Annotated in this window: 16 protein-coding genes and 1 riboswitch; of the genes, 7 read left to right on the forward strand and 9 right to left on the reverse strand. The window is 59.1% G+C overall.

Translation table 11 applies throughout. The features are described 5' to 3' along the window. Positions 1 to 111: 111 nt before the first annotated feature. Together ACZ5SR_RS03570 and ACZ5SR_RS03575 are read right to left on the reverse strand one after the other, a co-directional pair. The gene (locus ACZ5SR_RS03570) at positions 112 to 861 is read right to left on the reverse strand and encodes a flagellar motor protein MotB (RefSeq protein ID WP_464450207.1); all 750 of its coding nucleotides are present in this window, start codon (positions 859 to 861) and stop codon (positions 112 to 114) included. Continuing rightward, positions 858 to 1,826 (reverse strand): hypothetical protein, encoded by a 969-nt coding sequence (locus ACZ5SR_RS03575; protein ID WP_464450208.1) that lies wholly within the window; start codon positions 1,824 to 1,826, stop codon positions 858 to 860. Before ACZ5SR_RS03575 ends, ACZ5SR_RS03570 begins: the two co-directional genes overlap by 4 nt. 126 nt (positions 1,827 to 1,952) lie before the next feature. Further along, positions 1,953 to 2,049: riboswitch (S-adenosyl-L-homocysteine riboswitch) on the forward strand. A gap of 82 nt (positions 2,050 to 2,131) precedes the next feature. On the opposite strand from ACZ5SR_RS03575, the gene ahcY reads away from it, so the two are divergent. The 4 genes from ahcY (at position 2,132) to ACZ5SR_RS03595 (ending at position 6,038) form a co-directional block, all read left to right on the forward strand. After that, positions 2,132 to 3,565: an adenosylhomocysteinase gene (gene ahcY / locus ACZ5SR_RS03580; RefSeq protein ID WP_464450209.1), complete on the forward strand. Its 1,434-nt coding sequence runs from the start codon at positions 2,132 to 2,134 to the stop codon at positions 3,563 to 3,565. A gap of 10 nt (positions 3,566 to 3,575) precedes the next feature. Beyond that, positions 3,576 to 4,424 carry a TlyA family RNA methyltransferase gene (locus ACZ5SR_RS03585; protein ID WP_464450210.1) on the forward strand — a complete coding sequence of 283 codons (849 nt, stop codon included), beginning with the start codon at positions 3,576 to 3,578 and terminating at the stop codon, positions 4,422 to 4,424. A gap of 18 nt (positions 4,425 to 4,442) precedes the next feature. Then, positions 4,443 to 5,273 (forward strand): methylenetetrahydrofolate reductase [NAD(P)H], encoded by an 831-nt coding sequence (gene metF / locus ACZ5SR_RS03590; RefSeq protein WP_464450211.1) that lies wholly within the window; start codon positions 4,443 to 4,445, stop codon positions 5,271 to 5,273. 165 nt (positions 5,274 to 5,438) lie between these two features. Next, a complete protein-coding gene (locus tag ACZ5SR_RS03595) occupies positions 5,439 to 6,038 on the forward strand; it encodes an OmpW/AlkL family protein (RefSeq protein WP_464450212.1) in 600 nt (199 codons plus the stop codon). A 72-nt stretch (positions 6,039 to 6,110) separates the two neighbouring features. Here ACZ5SR_RS03595 and ACZ5SR_RS03600 read toward each other — a convergent pair whose 3' ends face one another. The 6 genes from ACZ5SR_RS03600 to ACZ5SR_RS03625 all read right to left on the reverse strand — a co-directional run bounded on the left by ACZ5SR_RS03600 (position 6,111) and on the right by ACZ5SR_RS03625 (position 11,003). Beyond that, entirely contained in the window at positions 6,111 to 7,214 is a 1,104-nt protein-coding gene (locus tag ACZ5SR_RS03600; RefSeq protein ID WP_464450213.1) for a 2Fe-2S iron-sulfur cluster-binding protein, read from the reverse strand. 36 nt (positions 7,215 to 7,250) lie between these two features. Next, on the reverse strand, positions 7,251 to 7,799 hold the full coding sequence (gene paaD / locus ACZ5SR_RS03605) for a 1,2-phenylacetyl-CoA epoxidase subunit PaaD (protein ID WP_464450214.1): 549 nt from the start codon (positions 7,797 to 7,799) through the stop codon (positions 7,251 to 7,253). Positions 7,800 to 7,808: 9 nt separating this feature from the next. After that, entirely contained in the window at positions 7,809 to 8,591 is a 783-nt protein-coding gene (paaC, locus tag ACZ5SR_RS03610) for a 1,2-phenylacetyl-CoA epoxidase subunit PaaC (RefSeq protein ID WP_464450215.1), read from the reverse strand. Positions 8,592 to 8,602: 11 nt separating this feature from the next. Then, a complete protein-coding gene (gene paaB, locus ACZ5SR_RS03615) occupies positions 8,603 to 8,911 on the reverse strand; it encodes a 1,2-phenylacetyl-CoA epoxidase subunit PaaB (protein ID WP_464450216.1) in 309 nt (102 codons plus the stop codon). Beyond that, positions 8,908 to 9,939 carry a 1,2-phenylacetyl-CoA epoxidase subunit PaaA gene (gene paaA, locus ACZ5SR_RS03620; RefSeq protein ID WP_464450217.1) on the reverse strand — a complete coding sequence of 344 codons (1,032 nt, stop codon included), beginning with the start codon at positions 9,937 to 9,939 and terminating at the stop codon, positions 8,908 to 8,910. Before paaA ends, paaB begins: the two co-directional genes overlap by 4 nt. Positions 9,940 to 10,115: 176 nt before the next feature. Further along, positions 10,116 to 11,003 (reverse strand): 23S rRNA (adenine(2030)-N(6))-methyltransferase RlmJ, encoded by an 888-nt coding sequence (locus ACZ5SR_RS03625; RefSeq protein WP_464450218.1) that lies wholly within the window; start codon positions 11,001 to 11,003, stop codon positions 10,116 to 10,118. Between the two features lie 197 nt (positions 11,004 to 11,200). Here ACZ5SR_RS03625 and rplM point away from each other — a divergent pair, with 197 nt between their 5' ends. From rplM to erpA, 3 genes are all read left to right on the forward strand, one after another. Beyond that, positions 11,201 to 11,632: a 50S ribosomal protein L13 gene (gene rplM, locus ACZ5SR_RS03630; protein ID WP_089953382.1), complete on the forward strand. Its 432-nt coding sequence runs from the start codon at positions 11,201 to 11,203 to the stop codon at positions 11,630 to 11,632. A gap of 11 nt (positions 11,633 to 11,643) precedes the next feature. Next, the gene (rpsI, locus tag ACZ5SR_RS03635; protein ID WP_100119427.1) at positions 11,644 to 12,036 is read left to right on the forward strand and encodes a 30S ribosomal protein S9; all 393 of its coding nucleotides are present in this window, start codon (positions 11,644 to 11,646) and stop codon (positions 12,034 to 12,036) included. Positions 12,037 to 12,225: 189 nt separating this feature from the next. Next, the gene (gene erpA, locus ACZ5SR_RS03640; RefSeq protein ID WP_464450219.1) at positions 12,226 to 12,591 is read left to right on the forward strand and encodes an iron-sulfur cluster insertion protein ErpA; all 366 of its coding nucleotides are present in this window, start codon (positions 12,226 to 12,228) and stop codon (positions 12,589 to 12,591) included. Between the two features lie 33 nt (positions 12,592 to 12,624). Here erpA and ACZ5SR_RS03645 read toward each other — a convergent pair whose 3' ends face one another. After that, positions 12,625 to 13,764: an anhydro-N-acetylmuramic acid kinase gene (locus ACZ5SR_RS03645; RefSeq protein ID WP_464450220.1), complete on the reverse strand. Its 1,140-nt coding sequence runs from the start codon at positions 13,762 to 13,764 to the stop codon at positions 12,625 to 12,627. Positions 13,765 to 13,780: the final 16 nt, after the last annotated feature.

Below are 13,780 nucleotides of genomic sequence, written 5' to 3' on the forward strand. Positions count from 1 at the left end.
GGTGGCCAAGCCCTGTGCAGGCTGGCAAAAATGCGATTTTACCGGGCCAGTTGTGCGAAAAGTGCCCGGTGCTGGATCGCAGGCCGATGGTGCAGGCGATCTACCGGGCGCTCAGCGAGAGGCTACTGGGCATTTGAAGTCGTCGTCCCAAGGGATGGGGCGCACCTCGTCGGGCTCGCAGCCGGGCGTGTTGGCGGTGCATTGGGGGCGCAGGTCCTTGAATTCCAGCCGCAGTTCGACACGGCGGCTTTTTTCGGGCTGGTTCAGGATGGCCGAGTTGAACGAGGAACCGCCCACGAAGAACATTTCACGGATCGCTTGGCGATCTTCCAAGCTCGGGGCATCGGCAGCCTTGGCATCGAGCAGCACGCACAGCACGCGTTGAGAACGTTCCAAGCTCAAGTTGAGGTTGTACAAAAAAGAGCCTTCGGGGCTGGCATAGCCTTCGAGCACAAAGCGCTTGAGCCAGTCCTGGCAGCCGGGGGTGTGAGCCACGCGCAGCATTTGCGGCACGAAGCTGCGCAAAAAAGCCATGCGTTGGGGTTCCAGCTCGTTGCTGTCTTTTTTGAATTCGGCCAATGCACCCAATTCCAAGGTCTGGCCGCGCAGTTTCACGCCGGCGTATTCGGCCTGTTGGGTCAGTTGCTGAACGTTGCTCAGGCAGCTGGAGATGCCTTCCTCGCGTGTCATGCGGCGCTCGTCCATCTTGCGCAAGCCTTGGGTGACGTTCATCAAGGCGACGGCCATGGCCACCAGAAACAGCACCATGAGGGCGGTCATCAGGTCTGAAAACGAAATCCAGAAGGGTTTTTCTGCCTCGTCAGCACGCTTGCGGGCGGGCGCTCTTCTGGGGCCGATCATGGGGCGGATCGTGTGGGTGTCTGCGTGGGCGATTCGCGCAGGTGGTTCAAAATTTTGAAGGACAGTGCGGCTTGCATTTCAGCCGCCAAAGTGAGGCGCTCGACGTGCTGCGCACCACCTTGCGGGTTGAACAAGGTGTCAAGCCCTTGCTGCAGTTGCTCCACTTGCCTGTAACGCCCGGTCAACACCGATTTCTCGATCCAGGTGAAGACCATCGCCAAGGTGATGGCCAAGGCCGAAACCCAAAAGGCGTGGCCCACGGTTTGCACCAGTTGGCTCAGTTCGGCTTGCACCTGTTCCGGGTTGGAGACGTCAAAGCTGACCAGCCCGGCAATCAGGCCCGTGAAGGTGCCAATGATGCCCACGCCGGTCAGGATACCAGGGATGTGTTTGTAGAAATTCGATTGCAGTGGCGAGTCCACCAGGGCTTGCTCGGTGAAGTAGTTTTCGGCATGGCTTTGGGCTTGCCATTGGCCGGTGGTGTTTTGTGCCGAGACCTCCAGTTGCTGGAGTGCTTCCAGTGCTTGGTTGTACTCGGTCCAGAGCTTGCCGAGGTTGGGGTCGTTTTGAGCCAGTTGCTCCAGGTTGGACAAGTCAAGGCGGGGGCCTTGGGAGGCCACATCCATGTGGGCAAAAAAGGCCCGCGACAAGTGGCGAACCCGCTGGCGCGCAGCCCCGAGGGGCCCCGCATCGGCGGCTTGCCATTGCGCTTGCAGTGTGCTGGCATATTGCTGCCAAGCATGTTGCAAGGCGGGAGAGGTCATCACCTCGGTTTTCAACAGGGCCAGATCGATGTGTGTGCCGGGTGCTTGTTGCGACAGATCGGTCAAATAGGCGTTGACCTTGGCCAAACTGGTTTTGAGATGGCGTGCAGGCAAGATAAATTGGGTGGCGTAATTCAGGGCGATCAGGCCCAGCACGGCCGCAACGGCCCACAAATGCCAGTAGTCGGGGAGGAGATGCATCAGGTCTGACATGGTGAAGGTGCTGGGAAGCTGGAAACCGGCTCAGTCTAGCGGAATCACCCGCAGTCGCAGCGGTGCATTCACCCATGCTGGGCATGACTTGGGTCCGGTTGCGGTAGAATTCAGTCTTCCGAGGAGCGTTGCAGCGCCCCCTGACTTGTTCAAAAGTCGGCAGCGGGGCGTGAGGCTCGGAACCTTCATACAGCAACGACGCTCATCCACTCGACGTGCGGTGAGCCTGTTTTTTTCATTCAGTGCCTGCATTCACGCGTGTGGCTTATTCACATTGCTTTGGAGCTTTTCTCATGAATGCACGTATGCCTTCCACCGTCAACGCTGACTGCGTGATCGCCGACATCGGCCTGGCCGATTGGGGCCGCAAAGAAATCAAAATCGCCGAGACCGAAATGCCCGGCCTCATGGCCATCCGCGAAGAGTTCAACAAGGCCCAGCCTTTGAAGGGCGCCCGCATCACCGGCTCGCTGCACATGACCATCCAGACGGCTGTGCTGATCGAGACCTTGCAAGCCTTGGGCGCTGACGTGCGTTGGGCCTCTTGCAACATCTTCTCGACCCAAGACCACGCTGCTGCCGCCATTGCTGCAAAGGGCACTCCCGTGTTCGCCATCAAGGGCGAAACATTGGCCGACTACTGGGACTACACCCACCGCATTTTTGACTTCGGCGCAGCGGGCACGCCCGGTGAAGGCCCCAACATGATTTTGGACGACGGCGGCGACGCCACGTTGCTGATGCACTTGGGCAAGCGCGCCGAAACCGACGCTTCTTTGATCGCCAACCCCACCAGCGAAGAAGAGACTTGCCTCTTCAACGCCATCAAGGCCAAGCTGGCCGTGGACCCGACCTGGTACAGCCGCAAAGGTGCACACATCATTGGCGTGACCGAAGAGACCACCACCGGTGTGCTGCGTTTGAACGAAATGGCTGCCAAGGGCAGCCTGATGTTCCGCGCCATCAACGTGAACGACTCGGTGACCAAGAGCAAGTTCGACAACCTGTACGGCTGCCGCGAATCTTTGGTCGATTCGATCAAGCGCGCCACCGACGTGATGATCGCCGGCAAAGTGGCCGTGGTCGCCGGTTACGGTGACGTGGGCAAGGGTTCGGCCCAAGCTTTGCGCGCCTTGAGCGCCCAAGTCTGGGTGACCGAGATCGACCCGATCAACGCCCTGCAAGCCGCGATGGAAGGCTTCAAAGTTGTGACCATGGAATACGCTGCCGACAAGTGCGACATCTTCGTGTCCGCCACCGGCAACAAGAACGTGATCCGCTACGAGCACATGGCCGCCATGAAAGACGAAGCCATTGTTTGCAACATCGGTCACTTCGACAACGAGATCGATGTGGCTTCCTTGGAGAAGCTGCAGTGGGACGAGATCAAGCCCCAAGTCGACCACGTCATCTTCCCTGATGGCAAGAAGATCACCCTGTTGGCCAAAGGCCGCTTGGTGAACCTGGGTTGCGCGACTGGCCACCCCAGCTTTGTGATGTCTTCTTCGTTTGCCAACCAGACCATCGCCCAGATCGAACTGTTCACCAAACAAGACCAGTACGAAAACGGCAAGGTCTACGTGCTGCCCAAGCACCTCGACGAAAAAGTGGCGCGTTTGCACCTGAAGAAAGTCGGCGCGATGTTGTCCGAACTCAGCGAAGAGCAAGCGGCTTACATCGGTGTGTCCAAGAACGGTCCTTACAAGGCCGACACTTACCGCTATTAAAAAACCACGCATGCGCATTGACCAACTTCTCGTTGAACGTGGCCTCGCCGCTTCTCGCTCCCAAGCTCAGCGACTGATCGCCGGGGGCGTGAAGTGGCAGCAGCCCGACGGCAATTGGCGCACCGTCGTCAAGAACCGCGACGAGGTACCCGAAAGCGCTGCCTTGGAGTTGATGGACGATGCCGAGTCGCGTTATGTCTCGCGGGGCGGCCTCAAGCTCGAAGGGGCTTTGAAGGCCACCGGTGTTCTGGTCGACGGCTTGCGCTGCCTGGATGTGGGTCAAAGCACCGGCGGTTTCACCGACTGCTTGCTGCAACACGGTGCGGCCGAGGTGGTGGGGGTGGACGTGGGGCATGCCCAAGTCCACCCGCGCATCAGCCAAGACGAGCGGGTGGTCTGCATCCAAGGCGTGAACGCCCGCGAGCTGGCGCCGGGCGACGAACGCATTCCCGATGCGCTCGAGGGCTTTGATCTTGTGGTGGGCGATGTGTCGTTCATCTCACTCACGCTGGTTCTGCCGGGCGTGGTGCATTTGCTCAAGCCCACAGGCCAGTTGCTCATGTTGGTGAAACCCCAGTTTGAATTGCAGCCGGGCCAAGTGGGCAAGGGCGGTATCGTGAAAGACGACACGCATTTTCCGTTCATTGAAAACCGCGTGCGCACCGCCTTGACCGAGCTGGGGCTCCAAGTGACCGCTTGGCTGGACAGCCCGATTGCGGGTGGGGATGGCAACCACGAATTTTTTGTGCAAGCTTGCTGGCCTGACCCAGCAGCGGTGCTGCCTGCGCGCGAAAAAACACGCGTGGCACACGAGGCCGATCTGGCCGCCAAGGCGTATGCCAAGGCCAACGACTATTGATTTTTTGAAGGTGACGTGATGTCTGGTTTGAAGCTGCCGATCAGTCTGGAATTTTTCCCGCCCAAAACGCCCGAGGGCGCAGAAAAGTTGCGTGGTGTGCGTGAGAAGCTCTACGCCCTGAAGCCCGAGTTTTGCTCCGTCACTTACGGTGCAGGCGGCTCGACGCAAGAAGGCACTTTCTCGACTGTGAGCGCCATCTTGAGTGAAGGCGTTGCGGCCGCTTCGCACTTCTCGTGCATTGGCGCGACCAAAGCCTCGGTGCGCGCGGAGTTGGCCACCCTCAAGGCCATGGGTGTCAAGCGCCTGGTGGCTTTGCGCGGCGACTTGCCCAGCGGCTACGGTGCGGGCGGTGAATTTCATTACGCCAGCGATTTGGTGGCCTTCATCCGGGCTGAGACCGGTGACGATTTCCACATCGAAGTGGCGGCCTACCCCGAGATTCACCCGCAAGCCAAGTCGCCAGAGTCTGACTTGCAAGCCTTTGCCACCAAGGTAAAGGCGGGCGCCAACTCGGCCATCACGCAATACTTCTACAACAGCGACGCGTATTTCCGCTTCGTGGACGATGCCTACAAACTGGGTGTGGATGTGCCCGTGGTACCAGGCATCATGCCGATCACCAGTTCCTCGCAGTTGCTGCGTTTTTCGGATGCCTGCGGCGCTGAAATTCCGCGCTGGATCAGGCTGCGCCTGCAGGCTTATGGCGATGATGTTGAGTCGATCAAGGCTTTTGGTTTGGATGTGGTGAGTGATTTGTGCGAGCAACTTGTCAACGGCGGTGTGCCAGCCATCCATTTCTACACGATGAACCAGAGTGCTGCCACAGCAGAAATCTGTCGTCGGTTGTGAAACGCACAAAGCCCTGAGTGCTTTGCAATGGGATTGACGCAACACAATTGCGCTTGAAATCTGGTGTTGCCTTGCCGCGGAGTTTGACCCCGCTCAAACCAATGCGGGTGGTTTGAACTTCCAATGAAGTTGAGCAAAAAGCTCTTCGTTCATAAGGAAGTCAACATGAAAAAACTAACCATCGTTGCAGCCGTGTTGGTTGCGTGCTCTGCCACTGCCGCCATGGCTCAAGCTTCAGGCGAAGGCCCTTGGATGGTGCGCGCCCGCGCTGTGCACTTGGATATGGCCAACAAAGATGGCACAGGATTGGGCCTGTCGGTCAACAACAAGACCATTCCGGAAGTGGATGTCAGCTACTTTTTCACGCCGAACATGGCGGCGGAACTGGTTCTGACGGTGCCCCAAAAACAGACGGTTTCGTTGGGTGGGACATCGATTGGCACTTTCAAACATTTGCCGCCAAGTTTGCTGCTGCAGTACCACTTCACCGGTTTGAGTGGCTACAAGCCCTATATCGGAGCAGGCGTGAATTACACCCGCCTCACCAGCGTCAATTTGCTCGGCGGAGGGGCTGATCTGGAGGACGACAGCTGGGGTGGTGCACTCCAAGTTGGCATGGACTTTCCGCTGGATAAAAACTGGTCGTTGAACTTCGATGTGAAAAAGCTTTATATCCGCTCCAATGTCTTTGTCGGCGGCGTCAACCAGGGCACCCTGAAGCTAGACCCTCTCTTGGTGGGGCTGGGATTGGGTTACCGCTTTTGACGGGCTTGCGTCAGCCATAAAAAAAACGCCCTGCGCAGCAGGGCGTTTTCGCTGTTGACCTCCCAATGGGTTTCAGCGCTCGTCGAAACTGATCACCACGCGCGCGCTGGTGGGGCGTGCCTGGCAAGACAAGATGAAGCCTTGTTCGACTTCGGGTTTTTCGAGGGTGAAGTTTTTCTCCATCTCGGTCGAGCCTTCCATGACTTTGCAGCGGCAGGTGCAGCAAACCCCGGCTTTGCACGAATATGGCAGGTCCAGACCCAGGGACAAGGCGATGTCCAGGATCTTTTCGTTGCGGTTCATCGGCATGTCGTAGGGCTTGCCGTCCAACACCACCGTCAGCTGTACTTCGCCAGTTTCGCGTGTGGCCGCGTGGCCCAGCACAGCTTGGCTGCGTTGCTCGGGGCTGAGCGCATCGAGTGTGGGAGAGCTGAAGCGCTCGGTGCGGATGCGTTCGGCTTTCACGCCAGCCGTCAGCAGCGCTTGCTCAGTGGCTTCGATCATGGCTTCTGGCCCGCAGACAAACACCTCGTCCATGCTGCCCACCGGCAAAAACGCGTCGATGATGGCTTGCACTTTGGCCGCATCAATGCGGCCTTCGAGCAGAGGCACTTCTTGCGCTTGGCGCGACAAGATGTGAATCAGTGTCAGGCGCGAGGGGTAGCGGTCTTTCAGGTCCTGCAAGGCTTCGTTGAACATGACGCTGTCCATGCGGCGGTTGCCGTAGACCAAGGTGAATTTGCTCTCTGGCTGCTCTTCCAGTGTGCTCGACAAGATGGACAGGATGGGTGTGATGCCCGATCCAGCGGCAAAGCCCACGCGGTGAATGGCGCGAGGGCGCTGCACCACAAAGCGACCATCGGGTGGCATCACGCGCAGGCTGTCGCCCGCTTGGAGTTGGGTAGACGCCCAGTTGGAGAACACGCCTCCTTCCACCGGGCGGATGCCCACTTCGAGCACGCCTTGTTTTTGCAGCTGGCTGCGGGCCGAGCTGATGGAGTAACTGCGTCGCACGTCGGCGCCGTCGATGTCGGCACGCAGGGTCAGGAACTGGCCCGGCTGGAAGTCGAAGCTGCTGCGCAGATCCGTGGGCACGTTCAGCGTGATGGCCACGGCACCGGCCGCTTCCGGGTTGATGCGAGCGATGGTGAGGTCATGAAATCGGGGTGCGGACATGGCTTGAGGCTCTTGAGCTGAGTGGCTTGGGGCCGCTCAGTAAGGTTTGAAGTAATCGAAGGGCTCCATGCATGCCAGGCACCGGTAAAGGGCTTTGCATGCGGTGGAGCCGAAATGGGAGGTTTCTGTGGTGTTGGCCGAGCCGCACTGTGGGCAGTGGACCACCTCGGGTTTGGCGCTGCGCGCTGCAAACTGCACCACGTTGGCCGCTCCCGTGCCGCTGCTGGCGCAGGCGTGCGGCGGGGCAATGCCATAAGCGCGCAGCTTGTCTTTGGCGGCTTCTGTCATCCAGTCCGTCGTCCACGCAGGGGCCAGTTGCGTGACCACGCGGCCTTGCAGCCCATTGGCTTGCAGCAGGGCTTTCACGTCGTCTTCGATTTGGCCCATGGCGGGGCAGCCGCTGTAAGTGGGCGTGATGACGACCTCTAGCCCTTGCGAGCCTTCACGCACGTCACGCAAGATGCCCAGCTCGCGCAGCGTAACGACCGGAATTTCCGGATCGGTCAGCTGCTCAAGCAGTGCCCATGCGTGGCTCACATCGGCTGTGCGGTCGGACGTGGCGGTGGGCGAAGCAGTCGCGGTCATTGGGGCCAATTACCAGGTGGCTTCGGGGTGTGCTCGGGCGAGGCTTTGCATCTCGGCCAAAACAAAACCCAGGTGCTCTGAATGCACGCCTTGCTTGCCGGTGGGCACAAAGCCGCCATCGGCGGGGCGCTTTAGCGTGGCTTCTTGCAGCGCGGCGTCCACGATTTGGTTCCAGTCGGCTTGCAGCGCAGCCATGTCGATGCCGGTGCCGTTCGCTTGAGCGGCTTGCTCTTGCGGGCTGGTGCTCCAGAACTCTTGGCAATAGGGCATCCACTGATCCAGTGCTGTTTGCGCTTTGGCGTGCGACTCATCGGTGCCGTCACCCAGACGCACCACCCAGTCGCGCGAATGGCGCAAGTGGTAGCGCACTTCCTTGAGCGACTTGGCCGCAATCGCGGCCAGCTGCGTGTCTTTGGAGTTTTGCAACTGGTCCCACACCAGCACCATCAGGCTGCTGTACAAAAAGTTGCGCACGATCGTGGTGGCAAAGTCTCGGTCGCCTGCTGAGGTGGCGGCCATCAAGGTCATGTGCGGCAATTCGCAGAGGGTGTAGTTTTTGAAGTCAGGCACATCGCGGAAATACGCCAGCTTGTCTTCGGTGGCACCGCCACCTTGCAGCGCGGCCGCGTGCTGGTAAAGCATGCGGGCTTGGCCCACCAGGTCCAGGCTGTTGTTGGACAGCGCGATGTCTTCTTCGAGGATGGGGCCGTGGCCGCACCATTCGGCGTTGCGCTGACCAAGGATCAGCGCGTTGTCGGCTAAGTGCAGCAGGTAATCAACGGGAGCGTTCATGTTGTCGGCGCTCACATGTGTCCGACTTCGTCGGGTATGACGTAGAAGGTGGGGTGGCGGTACACCTTGTCGCTGGCCGGATCGAAGAACTCAGGCTTGTCATTGGGCTCGCTGGCCGAAATGCTGGCCGAGGGCACCACCCAGATGCTCACGCCCTCTTGGCGGCGGGTGTACACGTCACGCGCCATTTGCAGGGCGTGCTCAGAATCCGAGGCGTGCAAGCTACCGCAGTGTTTGTGCTCCAGGCCTTGCTTGGAGCGCACAAAAACTTCCCACAGGGGCCATTCTTTGAGTACGGCGGTGTTGGCAGTGGTGTTCATGCTGCTTCCTTCATTTGGCGTGCTTGTTGTTTACGGGCGTGGGCCAGTGCCGCTTCGCGCACCCAAGCGCCGTCGTTCCAAGCTTTGACGCGTGCACCCAGGCGTTCCTTGTTGCAGGGGCCGTTGCCATTCACCGTGGCCCAGAACTCGTCCCAGTCAATCTGGCCGTAGTCGTGGGCTTGGCGCGCTTCGTTCCACTTCAGGTCGGGGTCGGGCAAAGTCACGCCCAGCACCTTGGCTTGCGGCACGGTCGCGTCCACAAACTTCTGGCGCAGGTCGTCGTTGCTGATGCGTTTGATGCCCCAGCGCATGCCTTGTGCACTGTTGGGGCTGTCTGCGTCGGGTGGGCCAAACATGGCCAAGCACTTCCACCACCAGCGGTTCACAGCGTCTTGCACCATGGCTTTTTGCTCGGCGGTGCCTTGCATCATCACCAGCAAGGCTTCGTAGCCTTGGCGTTGGTGGAAGGACTCTTCTTTGCACACACGCACCATGGCGCGGGCATAAGGACCGTAAGAGCAACGGCACAGGGGCACCTGGTTCATGATGGCCGCGCCATCGACCAGCCAGCCGACCACGCCCACATCGGCCCAGTTGAGCGTCGGGTAGTTGAAGATGGAGCTGTATTTGGCTTTGCCGGTGTGCAGGGCGTCCAGCATCTGGTCGCGGCTGGTGCCCAGGGTTTCGGCGGCGCTGTAAAGGTACAGGCCGTGTCCGCCTTCGTCTTGCACTTTGGCGATCAGGATGGCTTTGCGCTTCAAGCTGGGGGCGCGGCTGATCCAGTTGCCTTCGGGCAGCATGCCCACGATTTCGCTGTGGGCGTGTTGGCTGATCTGTCGCACCAAGGTTTTGCGGTAAGCCTCGGGCATCCATTCGCGCGGCTCGATGCGGCCGTCGGCGTCGATGCGGGCGTCAAAAGCCGCTTGCAGCGCAGTGTCTTGCGCACTCAGGGCTTTGGGCACGGCCTTCAGGCCGGCCGACTTGGCGTCTTCGGAACCGTCCGGGACGCTGAAAGATTGCGTGTACATGGGCTTCTCCTGCGCCAAACAGGATGGAATGATCGCGGCGCAGGTGACAGTATACCCATTAACCGACCGCTCGGTCGGTTAATTTGAGGGCCCATCGATCAGGTCTTTCCCTGATCCTGATTTTTGGTATCAAAAAGGCTTGGCCAAGATCGTCGGAGCAGGCCAAACCAAGACGATCAAGAAGACTCAACGGCCCAGTTTTTGCCGGATCCGCGTGCCAAAGCCGGTCCCACCATGTCCAGAGCTTTGCGGATCTGGTCTTTTAGGGTGAAAGGCGGGTTGATGACAAACATGCCGCTGGCCACCAAACCGCCTTCGTCGCCCGGCCCCCTGCCGATCGCCAGCGTGGCATTGAGCCAGGGCTTTTGAGCCTGGTTGGCCAAAGTGCGAAGGCGTTTGGGCAGGTCGTGCGCCTCAGGGCGCGGGATGATCGGGTACCAAACCAGGTAAGTGCCCGTCGAAAAGCGCTTGAGGTATTCCTGAATGACGCTGGCGACCTTGCTGTAATCCGACTTGATCTCGTAGCTGGGGTCGATCAACACCATGGCGCGCTTGGAGCCGGTGGCCGATGGCGGTGGGGGCAGCAGCTTTTTGAGCGCTTCAAAGCCGTCTTCCCGGCTCACTGTGACTGTACGTCCGGCTTCCAGCTGGGCGATGTTGGACATCAACGATTTGCTGTCAGTGGGATGGAGTTCAAACAGCCGCAGGCGGTCACGCGAGGCGTGGCGCATCAGTTTGTGCATCAAAAAAGGCGACCCAGGGTAGATCTTGGCCTGCCCATTCGGGTTGAAGCTGGCGATTTGCTCCAGATAGTCCTGAACGGGGTCGGGCAAGGCATCCATTTTTTCGGCCGCAGCCAAAAGCTTGAACAAGCCGTCCTCGGCTTCGGCGCCTTTTTGGGAATAATCACCGTCCAGGCGGTACAAACCGGCCCCGGCGTGGGTGTCAATCAGGGTGATGCCGGCCTCTTTTTGCATGAGGTGGCGCATGGTCGCGAGCAAGGTGATGTGTTTGAGCACATCGGCATGGTTGCCCGCGTGAAAAGCGTGTCGGTAACTGAACATGCCTTGATGGTAACCAATAACGCGCGCAAGTCCTTGATTTTTCGTATAATAGAAGGCTTCGCAGCGATTCAGTGGTCCCGCGGCGAAGACGCCAGCTGCCGCAAGGTATTGGCAAATTCCCACCTAAGAGGCTCCCAAAAGAGGAGCACCGACCGTGGAAAAGGACCCGCCAAACCTTTCTTTTAAAGAGAAAACTCATGACAACAACTTTCAGCGCAAAACCCGCTGAGGTCGTGCACGAGTGGTTTGTGATTGACGCGACCGACAAGGTCCTCGGACGAGTAGCCAGCGAAGTTGCTCTCCGTTTGCGCGGCAAACACAAGGCCATTTACACGCCTCACGTAGATACTGGTGACTTCATCGTCATCATCAATGCTGCCCAGCTCAAAGTGACTGGCACAAAGACCATCGACAAAGTGTATTACCGTCACTCGGGCTATCCCGGCGGTATCACTGCAACCAACTTCCGCGACATGCAAGCCAAGCACCCTGGCCGCGCACTCGAGAAGGCTGTCAAGGGTATGCTGCCCAAGGGCCCACTCGGTTACGCCATGATCAAAAAACTCAAGGTGTACGGTGGCGCTGAGCACCCCCACACCGCCCAACAGCCTAAAGTGCTGGACATCTAAGGAGCCTTGAGATGATTGGTGAATGGAACAATGGCACAGGCCGTCGCAAATCCAGCGTCGCCCGCGTGTTTCTGAAAAAAGGCACTGGCAAGATCACGGTCAACGGCAAGGACATCCAAGCCTACTTCGGCCGCGAGACTTCGATCATGATCGCCAAGCAACCCCTCATGTTGACCAACCATGCCGAAACTTTCGACATCATGATCAACGTGCACGGCGGTGGTGAATCCGGTCAAGCCGGCGCATCGCGCCACGGCATCACCCGCGCCCTGATTGACTACGATGCTTCGCTCAAGCCCGTGCTGAGCCAAGCTGGTTTTGTCACGCGTGACGCTCGTGAAGTCGAACGTAAAAAGGTCGGCTTCCACTCAGCCCGCCGCCGCAAGCAGTTCTCCAAGCGTTAATCCGCTTTTTCTGCTTCATCAAAAAGCCGCATTGGTTCGCCAAGGCGGCTTTTTGTTTTTTGGCTCTCTCTTTGCGGGGATCACGCAGCGGCCAGACAAAGCCCATGTGCGCAGTAGCGTTACTGCTTCAAAGGGCTTTAATTCCCGACCAACGCGCTATACTATTTGGCATTGAACCGGAGAAACACCATGAGCGCTCTTGCTGAAAATATCCAGACCGAAATGCCTTCCCCGATTGTCTTCACCGACAGCGCGGCCGCTAAAGTCGCCGACCTGATCGCCGAAGAAGGCAACCCCGATTTGAAGCTGCGCGTGTTTGTGCAAGGTGGCGGCTGCTCTGGCTTCCAATATGGCTTCACCTTCGATGAAATCACCAACGAAGACGACACCACCATGAGCAAAAACGGCGTGTCTTTGCTGATCGACGCGATGAGCTACCAGTACCTGATTGGTGCCGAGATCGATTACAAAGAAGACTTGCAAGGTGCTCAGTTTGTGATCAAGAACCCGAACGCCACATCGACTTGCGGCTGCGGCTCTTCTTTCTCGACCTGATTATTTGACACGGCGAGCGCAGCTCGCCACACATCAACGGGGGTAAATCGCCCCTAAGACACGGGCGCCTCTGGCGCCCGTGACGCTTGGCAAGCTGGATGTTTCACGCCGCATGGTTTTGGCGGCCAGCCACGCAAATGCGGCAGCCTCCACTTGCAAAGGCGGTAAGCCCCGCAGTTCGCTGCTGACCACTTGCACGCCGGGCAAGTGGTGACTCAGGCGGCTCATGAGTTGCCCGTTCAAAGCCCCACCGCCACACACAATCAACTCGCGTGCCTCAGGGGCGTGCCGCTGCACGTCATGGGCACAGGCCATGGCCGTGAACTCGGTCAAGGTGGCCTGAACGTCTTGAGGCTGCAGGGCATCATTCGGCAGGCGTGCTTGAAGCCATGTCGGGTTGAAAAGATCTCGCCCCGTGCTTTTCGGGGGTGATCGCTGCAAAAAGGCTTCGGCCATGAGGGTCTGCAACAAATTGGCGACAACCTGCCCTGTTGCAGACCAAGCACCGTTGTTGTCAAAGGATGCGCCTGTGTGGGCGCTGCACCAATGGTCCATGAGGGCGTTGCCTGGGCCACAGTCCCAGCCAAGAACGGAACCATCTGGCCGAATCACGCTCAGGTTGGAGATGCCGCCGATGTTGAGCACGGCCACGCAAGAGCCAGAGGTGCCAAAAACACCTTGATGAAAGGCGGGTACCAAGGGCGCACCCTGACCGCCTGCCGCCAAATCACGGTTGCGAAAATCAGCCACAACATCGATGCCTGTCAACTCGGCCAACAAAGAGGGGTTGATCAGTTGCAGTGTGTAGCCTACCGGTGCACGTTGGAGGGCCGTGTCACCATCGAACTCCAAAGGGCGGTGCCGAACAGTTTGACCATGGGCACCCACGGCTGCGATGTCTTGGGCTCGAAGGCCGCTGGACCTCAGCAAGTCGTGAACAACCTGAGCGTAGAGGCGCGCAATTTGGTTGCCTGCCAGCGCACTGCGGTGCAACTCATCGGCGCCACTTTGGTTGAGGGCCATCAGCTCGCCTTTGAAGGGCGCTTCGAAGGCGACAAAGGCATGCGCTTGAACGGCCAACTGTCCTTGAGGGGTGATGTGCGCCAGCACGCCATCCACACCGTCCAAAGAGGTGCCGGACATCAAGCCGATGAAGTGCTGGGGCGAGGACATGTGGACAAAAGAGGCT

Source organism: Limnohabitans sp. TEGF002, assembly GCF_055395845.1.

Excerpts from the sequence above, each read along its gene's own strand:
- ACZ5SR_RS03570 (WP_464450207.1), bottom strand. The coding sequence starts at position 861 with ATGATCGGCCCCAGAAGAGCGCCCGCCCGCAAGCGTGCTGACGAGGCA.
- ACZ5SR_RS03575 (WP_464450208.1), bottom strand. The coding sequence starts at position 1,826 with ATGCATCTCCTCCCCGACTACTGGCATTTGTGGGCCGTTGCGGCCGTG.
- ahcY (WP_464450209.1), top strand. The coding sequence starts at position 2,132 with ATGAATGCACGTATGCCTTCCACCGTCAACGCTGACTGCGTGATCGCC.
- ACZ5SR_RS03585 (WP_464450210.1), top strand. The coding sequence starts at position 3,576 with ATGCGCATTGACCAACTTCTCGTTGAACGTGGCCTCGCCGCTTCTCGC.
- metF (WP_464450211.1), top strand. The coding sequence starts at position 4,443 with ATGTCTGGTTTGAAGCTGCCGATCAGTCTGGAATTTTTCCCGCCCAAA.
- ACZ5SR_RS03595 (WP_464450212.1), top strand. The coding sequence starts at position 5,439 with ATGAAAAAACTAACCATCGTTGCAGCCGTGTTGGTTGCGTGCTCTGCC.
- ACZ5SR_RS03600 (WP_464450213.1), bottom strand. The coding sequence starts at position 7,214 with ATGTCCGCACCCCGATTTCATGACCTCACCATCGCTCGCATCAACCCG.
- paaD (WP_464450214.1), bottom strand. The coding sequence starts at position 7,799 with ATGACCGCGACTGCTTCGCCCACCGCCACGTCCGACCGCACAGCCGAT.
- paaC (WP_464450215.1), bottom strand. The coding sequence starts at position 8,591 with ATGAACGCTCCCGTTGATTACCTGCTGCACTTAGCCGACAACGCGCTG.
- paaB (WP_464450216.1), bottom strand. The coding sequence starts at position 8,911 with ATGAACACCACTGCCAACACCGCCGTACTCAAAGAATGGCCCCTGTGG.
- paaA (WP_464450217.1), bottom strand. The coding sequence starts at position 9,939 with ATGTACACGCAATCTTTCAGCGTCCCGGACGGTTCCGAAGACGCCAAG.
- ACZ5SR_RS03625 (WP_464450218.1), bottom strand. The coding sequence starts at position 11,003 with ATGTTCAGTTACCGACACGCTTTTCACGCGGGCAACCATGCCGATGTG.
- rplM (WP_089953382.1), top strand. The coding sequence starts at position 11,201 with ATGACAACAACTTTCAGCGCAAAACCCGCTGAGGTCGTGCACGAGTGG.
- rpsI (WP_100119427.1), top strand. The coding sequence starts at position 11,644 with ATGATTGGTGAATGGAACAATGGCACAGGCCGTCGCAAATCCAGCGTC.
- erpA (WP_464450219.1), top strand. The coding sequence starts at position 12,226 with ATGAGCGCTCTTGCTGAAAATATCCAGACCGAAATGCCTTCCCCGATT.
- ACZ5SR_RS03645 (WP_464450220.1), bottom strand. The coding sequence starts at position 13,764 with ATGTCCTCGCCCCAGCACTTCATCGGCTTGATGTCCGGCACCTCTTTG.